Annotated in this window: 15 protein-coding genes; 10 read left to right on the top strand and 5 right to left on the bottom strand. The window is 63.7% G+C overall.

The window, feature by feature from the left end; genetic code table 11:
* Nucleotides 1-222: 222 nt before the first annotated feature.
* The 4 genes from EN853_RS22950 to EN853_RS22935 form a co-directional block, all read right to left on the bottom strand.
* The gene (locus tag EN853_RS22950) at nt 223-1,014 is read right to left on the bottom strand and encodes a hypothetical protein (RefSeq protein WP_127861545.1); all 792 of its coding nucleotides are present in this window, start codon (nt 1,012-1,014) and stop codon (nt 223-225) included.
* A gap of 119 nt (nt 1,015-1,133) precedes the next feature.
* Nucleotides 1,134-1,391: a hypothetical protein gene (locus EN853_RS22945; RefSeq protein WP_040972051.1), complete on the bottom strand. Its 258-nt coding sequence runs from the start codon at nt 1,389-1,391 to the stop codon at nt 1,134-1,136.
* Between the two features lie 352 nt (nt 1,392-1,743).
* The gene (locus tag EN853_RS22940) at nt 1,744-2,121 is read right to left on the bottom strand and encodes a TIGR02301 family protein (RefSeq protein ID WP_127861546.1); all 378 of its coding nucleotides are present in this window, start codon (nt 2,119-2,121) and stop codon (nt 1,744-1,746) included.
* Nucleotides 2,122-2,184: 63 nt separating this feature from the next.
* Nucleotides 2,185-2,619: an NUDIX hydrolase gene (locus EN853_RS22935; protein WP_127861547.1), complete on the bottom strand. Its 435-nt coding sequence runs from the start codon at nt 2,617-2,619 to the stop codon at nt 2,185-2,187.
* A gap of 195 nt (nt 2,620-2,814) precedes the next feature.
* Between EN853_RS22935 and EN853_RS22930 the strand changes: the two genes are divergently transcribed.
* Nucleotides 2,815-3,576, top strand: coding sequence for an SOS response-associated peptidase (locus EN853_RS22930; RefSeq protein ID WP_127861642.1), 762 nt, complete (start codon nt 2,815-2,817; stop codon nt 3,574-3,576).
* A 124-nt stretch (nt 3,577-3,700) separates the two neighbouring features.
* On the opposite strand, the gene EN853_RS22925 is transcribed toward EN853_RS22930, so the two are convergent.
* Nucleotides 3,701-3,856: a hypothetical protein gene (locus EN853_RS22925; RefSeq protein WP_096874974.1), complete on the bottom strand. Its 156-nt coding sequence runs from the start codon at nt 3,854-3,856 to the stop codon at nt 3,701-3,703.
* A gap of 387 nt (nt 3,857-4,243) precedes the next feature.
* On the opposite strand from EN853_RS22925, the gene cysS reads away from it, so the two are divergent.
* The 9 genes from cysS (at nt 4,244) to EN853_RS22875 (ending at nt 12,089) form a co-directional block, all read left to right on the top strand.
* Nucleotides 4,244-5,695: a cysteine--tRNA ligase gene (cysS, locus tag EN853_RS22920; protein WP_127861548.1), complete on the top strand. Its 1,452-nt coding sequence runs from the start codon at nt 4,244-4,246 to the stop codon at nt 5,693-5,695.
* Nucleotides 5,696-5,891: 196 nt separating this feature from the next.
* Nucleotides 5,892-6,299, top strand: a complete 408-nt coding sequence (locus EN853_RS22910; protein WP_127861549.1) for a DUF559 domain-containing protein — start codon at nt 5,892-5,894, stop codon at nt 6,297-6,299.
* Nucleotides 6,296-6,682 carry a VOC family protein gene (locus tag EN853_RS22905; protein ID WP_127861550.1) on the top strand — a complete coding sequence of 129 codons (387 nt, stop codon included), beginning with the start codon at nt 6,296-6,298 and terminating at the stop codon, nt 6,680-6,682. Before EN853_RS22910 ends, EN853_RS22905 begins: the two co-directional genes overlap by 4 nt.
* 39 nt (nt 6,683-6,721) lie before the next feature.
* On the top strand, nt 6,722-7,213 hold the full coding sequence (locus EN853_RS22900) for a GFA family protein (RefSeq protein ID WP_127861551.1): 492 nt from the start codon (nt 6,722-6,724) through the stop codon (nt 7,211-7,213).
* Nucleotides 7,210-7,686 (top strand): GFA family protein, encoded by a 477-nt coding sequence (locus EN853_RS22895; RefSeq protein ID WP_127861552.1) that lies wholly within the window; start codon nt 7,210-7,212, stop codon nt 7,684-7,686. The genes EN853_RS22900 and EN853_RS22895 overlap by 4 nt, the downstream gene beginning before the upstream one ends.
* The gene (gene pip / locus EN853_RS22890; RefSeq protein WP_127861553.1) at nt 7,683-8,648 is read left to right on the top strand and encodes a prolyl aminopeptidase; all 966 of its coding nucleotides are present in this window, start codon (nt 7,683-7,685) and stop codon (nt 8,646-8,648) included. Before EN853_RS22895 ends, pip begins: the two co-directional genes overlap by 4 nt.
* 53 nt (nt 8,649-8,701) lie before the next feature.
* Nucleotides 8,702-10,318, top strand: a complete 1,617-nt coding sequence (gene cimA / locus EN853_RS22885) for a citramalate synthase (protein WP_127861554.1) — start codon at nt 8,702-8,704, stop codon at nt 10,316-10,318.
* Between the two features lie 82 nt (nt 10,319-10,400).
* Nucleotides 10,401-11,330, top strand: coding sequence for an EamA family transporter RarD (rarD, locus tag EN853_RS22880; protein WP_127861555.1), 930 nt, complete (start codon nt 10,401-10,403; stop codon nt 11,328-11,330).
* A 72-nt stretch (nt 11,331-11,402) separates the two neighbouring features.
* Nucleotides 11,403-12,089: a glutathione S-transferase family protein gene (locus tag EN853_RS22875; protein ID WP_127861556.1), complete on the top strand. Its 687-nt coding sequence runs from the start codon at nt 11,403-11,405 to the stop codon at nt 12,087-12,089.
* Nucleotides 12,090-12,120 lie beyond the last annotated feature (31 nt).

Raw genomic sequence — 12,120 nt, 5'->3', positions numbered from 1 at the left:
GGCTCAACTCGGCCATCTCAGTGCTCCTGTTCCAAGATTGCGCTTCAACAGCCGCAATCCTTCAAAACAGAAGCCTCAACCGCAAACCGACCCGCCAAATGCCGCGTCAGCGGCTTCGTTCAATCCCTCTTCGATTCTGTCAAAAGCTGAACCGCTCTAGAGCAATCCCAGGAAAAGTGTGAGGCGGTTTTCTGTTCGAAATCGCGTCAAAACAAACAGCCTTCAATCCCCGGCGACGAAGAACAGCCACTGGCCGGTCGGCGTGATGCCGACGCGGTAGAAGATGTAGGCGCCGAACTGCTTCATGTCGTCATAGTCGCTTGCCGTGACGAGCTTGAACAGCTCGACGCGCTGCCTGGGATCGAGCTTGTCGAGCGGCAGCGCGAAGAAATACGGCCAGACATAAAGTTCTTGCGGCGTGCCGGTGTCGACATGCACATAGCCGGCGCTCAGCACCTCTTCGAGTATAGCGAGGATCTCCTGGCCGTCGCCGTCGCCGGAGAGCCCCTTCAGGAAGGTGATCGGGTCGCCTTCGATGTCGCCGAGCGACAGCTGCGTCATCGATTCGCCCGAGCCGATCAGCGACCGAAGTTTCTCGATATCGCCGCTCTTGCAGGCTTCGATGATCAGGCCGTGCATACGCTTGACCGGTTCGGGGAGCTTATCGAGGTCATAGACGACCGGTGGCGGCGGCGCGTCCGGATCGGCGCGCGGACTGGTGACGCCGCCGCTGCCGGTCGGCGCCTCGGGCTCGCTCTTGTCGTCGGCCGGCTGGCCGGTGTCGGAGGGTTTGGTGCCGGGCGGGACCGGCATCGGCACGGTGGTTCCCGGAACGGCCTGGTCGTCGCTGGCGGGCGGCGTGACCGGCGAAGGCAAATCCTCGCGCTGGATCTCGCTCAGTGCAAAGGAAGGCGTGCTGGAGAGGCATATCGCCAATGGCACGGCGCAGCAGGAAGCAGCGATCCAGATGCTGAGGGCCAGCCCATGCGGTCGGCCTGCCAACGAAAATCTCACCCCTTGCCTCTCCATGGTTTCCGGGCTCGCTCGGTCCGGACAGCGCTTTGAGCTGTTAAGGCACCCAGGCATGATGCCCAAAGGGCGCGTGGCCGTAAAAAGACGCAAAAGCGGGCGGGCTAGTGCTTCAGCCGCTCCGGCTCGAAGGCGCCGGAGATCACTTTTTCGCGCATGCGGTCGAGCAGGGCCAGCGCGGAGGTCTCGCCATTAGCGCGCAGCATCTCGCCAAAGGCGGTTTCAAGCGCCGCCTCGGCAATGATCTCGGGTTCGATGCCGGCCGACAATCCTTCCGCCCAGGCTTCGCTGTGGCTCTCCACGGCGGTCAGGCGCTTTTCTTCCCTGACCAACGCGTCGATGTCGCTGACACCATGTTCCATTGCGATGTCCACCTTTTCAAGCGTCGATCCGGCAAAGGACCGGGCTTGACTTGCCAGTTCATGCACAGCCCGGCATAAGTGATTGTAAATACGACATTTTTGCGGTCGCATCCACATTTCGAGTAAGGCTGCGCTCAAATCGTTCCGAGCTTAGCCGATTAGGCCGGCTTGCGGCATCAAAACCTTCAGTTTGAGTTAATTCCGCATCTGTGCGCTAACGTTTCATTAACATTGTTGCACAAGTGCAACACCATCATTGCACCAAGACACAGCCTGACACAATAAGCCAGGTCACATTGGCGCCGATTGTTGTGGAATGTGTGCGTAACCCGGCGGTCGCGGGTGTCGTCCGTCAATTCCCGTAGCGGGAAGCGATGTCGCGCGAAAGCGTCTCGCCTTCCTTCATGTAGCGGGCGATGGCCTCGGCGGCCGAAGGCGTGCAGCGCGTGTAGGTGCCGCTGAACGAGCGGTAGCCGCGATTGAAAGAGGCGATGAAGCGGGCGCGCCGCTCGGGATCGGGGTTTTCCGACTCCAGCAGCTTTTCCATCTCGAGCCGCCATTGGTCGCCCTTCTCGCCGCAGAGATTGCGCAGGAAATGCAGCGAGCCCAGCACCTCGGCGAGCCGCATCAGCCCGGGTTCGAACGGCGCCTCGGCTGCGAGTGTAGGCCGCGCCGTGACGGCCATGCCGAAGGCCAGGCACGCGGCGAGGAGAGGTGAGGCGCGGGTCATCAGGGTCTTGGCGTGAGAGAGCTAAGGCTTTGTGACGAAACATTTTGTCGCCTGCAAGGCGATTTATGAGAGTTGCCGCCCGTTGTCTTGCGCGGGCCCCAGCAATTCCTCGGCCACCTCGAACACATCGCCCGCCAGCGGCATCGCCGCCATCTCCGCCAGCGAGTAGAAGGCCGCCGTCTCGGCATCGTCGCTGGCCACCGGCTCGCCGCCGGCATAGGCCGCGCCGAAGACCGTCAGCAGATAGTCGACCGCATGGTTCTCGCCACTGCCGTCGATATGGATATCGCGCAACGGCCGGTAATCCCCGGCCTCGAGCCCGGTTTCCTCCTTGAGCTCGCGCGCCGCCGCCTGCGCCAGCGTCTCGCCCGGCTCGACCTTGCCGCCGGGATAGGCGTAGAGCCCTTGCGAGGGCGCCCGCGCCCGCTTGACCAGCAGCACCGTCTTGCCGCGTACGACGGCGACGGAGACGGCGGGAATGATCTTGCGTGGTTCCATGGATTGCCGAATGTTCCTGCAGCCTGTTGTGGACTGACCGGCCGGATCAAGCTTTAGCCGTTGCGGAGTGGCGGTTCCATCGCCACTTTTGGGAAAAATCCCAGGGCATGATCCCGAAAAGTGTGCGGCGGTTTTGCTTCGCTAACCTTCGGTTCGGAAAAGGTCATGCACAGGACAAATCGACGAGCCGAGTTCATGTGCGGACGCTTTGCCCTGACCGCCACGCCGGACGAGACCGCCGCCTATCTAGGCCTGGCGGAGTTGGAGGAGTTTCCGCCCCGCTACAACATCGCGCCGACGCAGCCTGTGCTGATGGCGCTCGCCGGCCCGCAGCGCGCGCCGGGCTCCAACCTGCCGGATCGCCAGGCAATGCTGGTGCGCTGGGGCCTGATCCCGGCCTGGGTCAAGGACACGAAGGAATTTCCGCTGCTGTTCAACGCCCGCTCGGAAGGGGTGCTGGAAAAGGCCTCGTTCAAGACCGCCATGCGCCATCGCCGCGCACTGGTCCCGGCCTCCGGCTTCTATGAATGGCAGCAGTCGGGCAGCGGCAAAGGCCAGCCCTACTGGATCCGGCCACGCCGCGGCGGGGTTGTGGCCTTCGCCGGCCTAGTCGAGACCTATGCCGAGCCCGGCGGCTCCGAGATGGATACGGGCGCGATCCTGACCACCCATGCCAATGCCGGCTTCGCCCATGTCCACGATCGCATGCCGGTGGTGATCGAGGAGCGCGACTTTGCCCGCTGGCTGGATTGCCGCACGCAAGAGCCGCGCGACGTGCTCGACCTCTTGAAACCCGCCGAGCCCGATTTATTCGAGGCAATCCCGGTTTCCGACCTTGTCAACAAGGTCGCCAACACTGGGCCGGGGATTCAGGAGCGGGGCATTGTCGGGCCTCAGCCCGGGAAGGTCAGGCGCCAGAAGCCCGGCGCGGACGAAAACCAGATGACCTTGTTCTAAGGATGATCCCGAAAAGTGGGAACCGGTTTTCGGGGCAAGATCATGCTCAACTAAGGGAACCGAGCATCGGCGTCGCCCTCATCGCCGGCGCCTTCACGATCGAAGACCGCGCCGGTCTGCCTTTTCAGGCGGCGCGCGGCGAGACGATCTTCTGCGCCGGCTTCTTCTTCTTCGCGGTGTGAAGAAGGGCAGCGACGATGGCGGCCGGGCCGATCGCGCGGTAGTGCTTGGTCAGCGGCTGTTGCGGCGGTCGGCTTTGTTCCTGCTTGCTTCGAGGCATTGTTCTCTTCCCTGGTAACGCTTTCGTGTCTTCGCTTGATGGTCGATTCGGACCAAATCGTGACGTCCTGGCGGTCTAGCCGGCGAATGTTTCATCACTGTGCCGACATGTTTAATAAAATGTTTCGTCCGGTCTTTACCTGTGATCCAACGACATCTTTCCCGAGACGAGCGACTTGACGGCAACACCGGCGGGCGCGATAAAGCCGCCCATGAAAACGTCTTTCGCCATTTGTGGCATTTGCATTATTGGCTAGCCTCGCGCTGGTCCGGACGTTTTCGCCTCATCTTTCCCTAGATTGGACAAACGCCCCGGCCAGCAGGCTGGAGTCTGACTTGCGCGTCGGCGCAAAGTGGGTTCGCGAGTAACCAACCGGGAAGGGCACGCATGTCTGACGCATCGAAGGGCCTCAGCCTCTACAACACGCTAACGCGGACGAAGGAGCGTTTCATTCCGATCGATCCGCAAAATGTGCGTATGTATGTCTGTGGCCCGACCGTCTACGACTTTGCCCATATCGGCAACGCCAGGCCGGCGATCGTCTTCGACGTGCTGTTCCGTCTGTTGCGCCAACTCTACGGCGAAAGCCACGTCACATATGTGCGCAACATCACGGACGTCGACGACAAGATCAATGCCCGCGCGCTTCGCGATTTCGGCGCCGATATCGCTGCCGGAAAGCTCTCGCTCAACGATGCGATCCGGAAAGTCACGGAAAAGACCGCCGACCAGTACCACAAGGACGTCGCCGCTCTCGGCTGCCTGCAGCCGACCTACGAGCCGCGGGCGACCGAGTTCGTCGCGCCCCGCGCGGACGGCAAGGCCGACATGCTGACGCTGATTGCGCAACTGATCGAACGCGGCCATGCCTATGTCGCGGCGGGCGAGGTGCTGTTCGACACCGCCTCGATGCCGGACTATGGCGAACTGTCGAAGCGCAATCTCGACGAGCAGCAGGCCGGCGCCCGCATCGCTGTCGACGCGCACAAGAAGAACCCCGGCGATTTCGTGCTGTGGAAACTGTCCACGCCGGAAGAGCCCGGCTGGGAAAGTCCTTGGGGCAGGGGCCGCCCGGGCTGGCACATCGAGTGCTCGGCAATGTCGGCCGCCTATCTCGGCGAGGTCTTCGACATCCATGGCGGCGGCCTCGACCTGATCTTCCCGCACCACGAGAACGAGATCGCCCAGTCGCGCTGCGCCCATGGCACCAAGGTCATGGCCAATGTGTGGATGCACAACGGCTTCCTGCAGGTCGAGGGCCAGAAGATGTCGAAGAGCCTCGGCAATTTCTATTCGATCCACGAACTGCTGGAGACGAAAACCTTCGGCGGCCGCCCATGGCCGGGCGAGGTGCTGCGGCTGGCGATGCTGATGACGCATTACCGCGAGCCGATCGACTTTTCCGTGCGCAAGCTGGAGGAGGCGGAGAACACGCTGCGCAAATGGAAGCGCGCCGCGGACCTGGCACCTACGGCGGCAAAGGAACTGCCGGCCGATGTCGTGGAAGCGCTATCCGACGACCTCGCCACCTACGCTGCCTTCCAGCGGCTGACGCAGCTTGCCGGCGAGGCGATCGAGTTCAGCGGCGATGGCGGGAACGGTGCCGCCGCTTCGCTGAAGGCGGCGCTTGCCTTTCTCGGCTTCGATGTCGGCGCGGCCGAGGTGGACGAAGCGGCGATCGCCAAGGCGATCGCCAAGCGCCTGGAGTTCATCGCCGCCAAGAACTGGACCGAAGGCGACCGCATCCGGGACGAGCTATTGGCTCAAGGCGTGCAACTGAAGGACGGCAAGGACCCTGTCACCGGGGCGCGCGTGACGACGTGGGAGATAAAGCGGTGAGGGAGGGCTGAATGGAGAGGATGGCGCCAAGCACCCCCCTCTGCCCTGCCGGGCATCTCCCCCTCAAGGGGGGAGATTGGCTGTCACTGCCGCTTTCGCCAATCGCCGACGTTGAGGGGTGGGCACCGTCGGCGAAGCTGCTGATCTCCCCCCTAGAGGGGGAGATGTCCGGCAGGACAGAGGGGGGCGCCTCGCGATGACGCATTACCCTGTGCCTCCGACCAATCGTGGCAATGCGCGCAAGATGCGCAGGCAAATGACAGATGCCGAACTGAAGCTTTGGAATGAGATTCGCGCACACCGACTCATGGGACTGGCGTTTCGACGTCAAATGCCGATAGCCGGCTACATCGTCGATCTTGCCTGCCCCAACAAGAAGCTGATCGTTGAATTGGATGGCTCCCAACACGCCAGGGCCGAAGCCTCGGCGTCTGATGCTGCGCGAACCGCGAAGCTCGAAGCGCTAGGCTGGACCATCCTGCGCTTCTGGAACGACGACGTGATCCGCGATATCGACAACGTCTGCCAGCACATCGTCATCGCGGCCGGCCTGGCCGGTGCCGAAGTGCCTGCGTTACCAACGGAGGAGGAACTCGTTTCATGATCGACCATCTCGGCATCACCGTTTCCGATTTCGACGCATCGAAGGCCTTCTACGACAAGGCGATGGCGCCGCTCGGCGCTTCGCTGCTCTATATGGTACCCACCGAATATACCGGCGGTGCCAAGGTCGGCGGCTATGGCCGCGACCGGCCGGTGTTCTGGCTGAGCGGCGGCAAGGACAAGCCGAAAGATCATCAGCATGTCGCGTTCACCGCGCGCAGCCGCGCCGAGGTCGACGCTTTCCATGCCGCGGCGCTTGCCGCCGGCGGCAAGGACAATGGCGGGCCAGGGCTTCGTCCGCATTATCACCCCAACTATTACGGCGCCTTCGTCTTCGACCCCGACGGCAACAATGTCGAAGCGGTCTGCCATGACCCGGAGTGAGCCCATGAATCGGAGCGAACCCGTGAATCGGAGCGAGCGATGAGCCTCGACAATCGGCCGGTCTATACGGGCGGCTGCCAGTGCGGCGCTGTGCGCTTCCGTGTCGAGGGCACGCTCGGCGACGCCTCGATCTGCCATTGCCGCATGTGCCAGAAGGCGAGCGGCAATTTCTATCTGCCGCTGGTCTCGGTGCGCGGCGCCAAGGTCGACTGGACGCGCGGCGAGCCGAAGCGCTTCCGCTCCTCGAGCGCTGCGTGGCGCGGCTTCTGCGCCGACTGCGGCACGCCGCTGACTTTCGAGGCGCCCGACGGCATGGCGCTGGCGATCGCCGCCTTCGATGATCCGACCGGCATCGCGCCCACCATCCAATGGGGCACCGAAGCCAAGCTGCCTTACGTCGATTCCATACCGCAATTGCCGGGCGAGGATACGATGGCCGACATCGGCTCGGCGCCCTATCTGGCGGAACTCGTCTCATATCAGCATCCCGATCACGACACCGACCAATGGCCGCCGGAGGAAAGACAATGACCGATCAAGTTCGAACCGGCGGCTGCCAGTGCGGCGCCGTGCGCTTCCGCATCAAGGGCAAGCTTGGGCGCCCGTCCATTTGCCATTGCCGCATGTGCCAGAAACAGTTCGGCAACTTCTTCGGCGCGCTGGTGACGGTGCCGAAGGACGGCGTCGAATGGACCCATGAGGAGCCGAGCTATTTCCAGTCCTCGGTCAACATCGACCGCGGTTTCTGCCGCCGCTGCGGCACGCCGCTGACCTACCGCCAGCCGGGCGCGCTCGAGATCGCCATCGGCGCCTTCGACGACCGATCGGACCTGGCGCCGCAGATCCAGGTCAACCATGCGGTGCGGCTGCCCTGGGTGGAAAAGATCTTCGAGGCGCCGATCCTCGACGACCCCGATTTCTATCGGCGGCAGGAGCAGATCATCTCCTTCCAGCATCCCGACCACGAGACGGCCAACTGGCCGCAACAGGGCCTGAAACTATGACGATCCACGCCAGTCCTTTGCGCACGCTCTACCCAGAGATCGAGCCGTTCGAGAGCGGCATGCTCGATGTCGGCGACGGCCACACCATCTACTGGGAGCGCTGCGGCACCAAGGGCGCCAAGCCGGCGGTGTTTCTGCATGGCGGCCCGGGCGGTACCATCTCGCCGAAGCACCGGCGGCTGTTCGACCCGAAACTCTACGACGTCATCCTGTTCGACCAGCGCGGCTGCGGCAAGTCGACGCCGAACGCCTCGCTGGAAGCCAACACCACCTGGCATCTGGTCGCCGACATCGAGCGCCTGCGCGAGATGGCGGGCTTCGACAAATGGCTGGTGTTCGGCGGCTCTTGGGGTTCGACGCTGGCGCTCGCCTATTCCGAGACGCATCCGGAGCGGGTCAGCGAACTCGTCGTGCGCGGCATCTACACGCTCACCCGCGCCGAGCTCGAATGGTACTATCAGTTCGGCGTCTCCGAAATGTTCCCCGACAAGTGGGAGCGTTTTCTCGCGCCGATCCCCGAGGCCGAGCGCGACGACATGATGGCCGCCTACCGCAAGCGGCTGGTCGGCTCCGACCGCCAGGCTCAAGTTCAGGCAGCCCTTGCCTGGAGCCTGTGGGAAGGCGAGACGATCACGCTGCTGCCGGAGCCTGAAACCAGCACGCCGTTCGGCCAGGACGACTATGCGGTAGCCTTCGCCCGCATCGAGAACCACTATTTCGTCCATGCCGGCTGGCTGGAGGAAGGTCAACTGCTGCGCGACGCCTGGAAGCTGAAGGACATTCCCGGCACCATCGTCCACGGCCGCTACGACATGCCGTGCCCGGCGAAATACGCCTGGGCGCTGCACAAGGCCTGGCCGAAGGCTGATTTCCACCTCATCGAGGGCGCCGGCCACGCCTATTCGGAGCCCGGAATTTTGGACCGGCTGATCCGGGCGACGGATGGGTTTGCGGGGAAATGATGATGCACGTTCGCGCTCTGCAGTGACGGATCGCGACCTTTCGAGCTACAACCATGACAAAGCAACGCCTCTATCTCTTCGACACCACCCTTCGCGACGGCCAGCAGACGCCGGGCATCGACTTTTCCGTCGAGGACAAGATCGCGATTGCAAAACTGCTCGATGATTTCGGTATCGATTATGTCGAGGGCGGCTATCCGGGCGCCAACCCGACCGACACCGCCTTCTTCCAGGAGAAGCGTACGGCCAAAGCAAAGTTCGTCGCCTTCGGCATGACCAAGCGGGCAGGGGTCTCGGCCTCCAACGACCCGGGGCTGGCAGCGCTAGTGCAATCGAAATCTGACGCCATCTGCTTCGTCGCCAAGAGTTGGGACTACCATGTGCGCGTGGCGCTCGGCTGCACCAACGAGGAGAACCTGGAGTCGATCAAGACCTCGGTCGAGACGGCTGTCGCGGCCGGCAAGGAAGCGATGGTCGACTGCGAGCATTTCTTCGACGGCTTCAAGGCCAATCCCGATTACGCGCTGGCCTGCGCCAGGACCGCCTACGATGCCGGCGCGCGCTGGGTGGTGCTGTGCGACACCAATGGCGGCACGCAGCCTTCGGAGGTGCGCTCCATCGTCGAGAAGGTGATCGGCGGCGGCATTCCGGGCGACCATCTCGGCATCCATGCGCATGACGACACAGGCCAGGCGGTGGCGAATTCGCTCGCCGCCGTTGAGGCCGGCGTGCGCCAGATCCAGGGCACGCTGAACGGCATCGGCGAGCGCTGCGGCAACGCCAATCTGATCTCCATCGTGCCGACGCTTTCGCTGAAGCCTGCCTTCGCCGATCGCTTCGCGACCGGCATTTCGGCCGAGGCGCTGACCGGCGTATCGCGCCTCTCCCGCGCCTTCGACGAATTGCTCAACCGCGCGCCGGAGGCGCAGGCGCCCTATGTCGGCTCCTCCGCTTTCGCCACCAAGGCCGGCATTCATGCCTCGGCTTTAGCCAAGGAGCCGGCGACCTATGAGCATGTGCCGCCGGAGGCCGTCGGCAACCGCCGCCGCGTCATGGTCTCCGACCAGGGCGGCAAGGCGAATTTTCTCGCCGAATTGAAGAGGCGCGGCATCGAGGTACCCAAGGACGACCACCGGCTCGACGCGCTGATCGCCGTCGTCAAGGAGCGCGAGGCCGAAGGCTACGCCTATGAGGGCGCCGACGCCTCGTTCGAGCTGCTCGCCCGCAAGATGCTGCACGGCCTGCCGGAGTTCTTCAACGTCACCTCGTTCCGTTGCATGGTCGAACGCCGCTTCGATGCCAACGGCAATCTGAAGACCGTCTCCGAGGCGATCGTGAAGGTGATGGTCGACGGCGAGGAGAAGATGTCGGTGGCCGAAGGCCACGGCCCCGTCAATGCGCTCGACATCGCGCTGCGCAAGGACCTCGGCAAGTACCAGAGCGAGATCGTCGATCTCGAGCTCGCCGACTTCAAGGTGCGTATCCTCAACGGCGGCACCGAGGCCATCACCCGCGTCCTCATCGAGTCGCATGATTCCACCGGCGCCCGCTGGTGGACGGTCGGCGTCTCGGAAAACATCATCGACGCCTCCTTCCAGGCGCTGATGGATTCGATCATCTACAAGCTGATGAAGAACCGCGAGATGGCGGGGCTGGTGGCTGCGGAGTAGTTTGAACCATCACCAAAAGTCCGTTGATCCATCACAATTTTGCGATGGTCTTGGATGGCCGGCTGGGCCATAGCGTTGGGCCATGGTCACCGCAACAGTCAATCTCGATGCAGACGCCAAGGCCCGCCGCGGCTTCCTTTTGGCGCTCGGCGCCTATTTCCTATGGGGGCTCTTGCCCTTCTACATGAAGGCGGTGGCGCATCTGCCGCTCGCCGAGGTGATCGCCAACCGCGTCGTCTGGTCGGTGCCGATCGCCGCGGCCGTGTTGATCTGGGCCGGCCGCACCGCCGATTTCAAGGCGGCGATCCACTCGCCTCGCTCGATCGCCATGGCGGCGCTGACGGCGGTGCTGATCTCGGTCAACTGGGGCATCTATGTCTGGGCGATCGCGGTCGACCGCACTGTCGAGACCGCGCTCGGCTACTACATCAACCCGCTGGTCAACGTCGTCGTCGGGGCCGTGCTGCTCGGCGAGCGGCTCGACCGGCTGCAGATCGCGGCGGTGGCGCTGGCCGCGATCGCGGTTACGGTGCTTACTGTCGAGGCTGGCAAGCTGCCATGGGTGTCGCTGGCGCTCGCCTTCTCCTTCGCCGCCTACGGTTTCTTCCGCAAGACGCTGCCGATCGGCCCGAGCCAGGGTTTTCTGCTCGAAGTGCTTTTGCTCTCGGTACCGGCGCTCTGCTACATCGGCTATCTGATCGCTACCGGGCAGGACCATTTCATCTCCAGCACCGCCACGGACACCGCGCTCCTGATCGGCTGCGGTCCGATCACCGCGGTGCCGCTCCTGCTCTTCGCCTTCGGCGCCAGGCTGCTGCGCCTCTCCACCATCGGCATCATGCAATATATCGCGCCGACCATGGTGTTCCTGATCGCCGTGCTGATCTTCGGCGAGCCGTTCGGCACCACGCAGGCCATCGCGTTCGCGCTGATCTGGACGGCGCTCGCAATGTATAGCTGGTCGATGTTCAAGGGCCGAGAGGTTCGCCCGGCGGCACCCGCGACGAGATAAAAGCAATTCCAGGAAAAGTGTGAGGCGGTTTTCCATCCGGAATTGCGTCAAAACAAGGCCAGGGAGCGCCTGATGTACGTTCTGCACATTGGCAATAAGAACTATTCGTCCTGGTCGCTTCGGCCCTGGGTGCTGATGCGCGCCCTCGGCATTCGCTTCGAGGAGCGGCTGACGCCGTTCCCGACCGGATCGAGCTTCAGTCTTTTCCGGTCGTTCTCGCCCAATGGCCGCGTGCCGTGCCTGATCGATGATGGCTGGGCGGTCTGGGATTCGCTCAGCATCATCGAATATCTGGCCGAGCGTCACGAGGGCGTATGGCCGGCGGACCCGAAGGCGCGCGCATGGGCACGGTCTGGGGCGGCCGAAATGCATTCTAGCTTCACCGCGCTCCGCAATCTCTGCCCGATGAGCTGCGGCGTGCGCGTCGAGCCGTTGCCGATGTCCGACGCGCTGAAGCACGACATTTTCCGCCTCGGCGACCTCTGGAACGACGGCCTTGCCCGTTTCGGCGGCCCGTTCCTGGCCGGCGACAGCTTCGGCGCCGTCGATGCCTTCTTCGCCCCGGTGGCCTTCCGGGCGCAGTCCTATGGCCTGACGTTCGAGGGCGCCGCCGCTGCCTATCCGAAGCGGTTGCTCGACCTTCCGGCCATGCGCGAATGGTATGCGGCAGGCCTCGCCGAGACGTGGCGCGAGCCCGATCATGAGGCGGAAGTCCGAGCCAGCGGAACGATCATCCAGGACTTGCGCGCGACGGCTTAGACCGCCGCGCCTGCCACCCGATGCCGAGCCT

The organism is Mesorhizobium sp. M1C.F.Ca.ET.210.01.1.1 (assembly GCF_004791585.1).
Lineage (GTDB): Bacteria > Pseudomonadota > Alphaproteobacteria > Rhizobiales > Rhizobiaceae > Mesorhizobium.
The sequence above is the reverse complement of the archived record's forward strand: the minus strand, read 5'-3'. Positions and strand labels throughout refer to the sequence as shown.